Here is a 217-nt window from a genome sequence, read left to right as displayed (position 1 = left end):
TGTCGTGTTATCGACATGTGAATTCATAGCATGTCAGATGGTAGACCCGGAGAACTGAAACATCTTAGTACCCGGAGGAAGAGAAAGAAAAATCGATTCCCTGAGTAGTGGCGAGCGAAACGGGAAGAGCCCAAACCAATGAGCTTGCTTGTTGGGGTTGTAGGACACTCTTTTAGAGTTAGAAATGTATCGCTTAGACGAAGCATCTGGAAAGATG

General features: G+C 45.2%; 1 rRNA gene. It reads left to right on the top strand.

The features are described 5' to 3' along the window. Positions 1-217, top strand: a 23S ribosomal RNA gene (locus APS80_RS10335); the annotation flags it as partial.

The sequence above is a fragment of the Staphylococcus auricularis genome, assembly GCF_001500315.1.
Classification (GTDB): Bacteria; Bacillota; Bacilli; order Staphylococcales; family Staphylococcaceae; genus Staphylococcus; species Staphylococcus auricularis.
The sequence above is the reverse complement of the archived record's forward strand: the minus strand, read 5'-3'. Positions and strand labels throughout refer to the sequence as shown.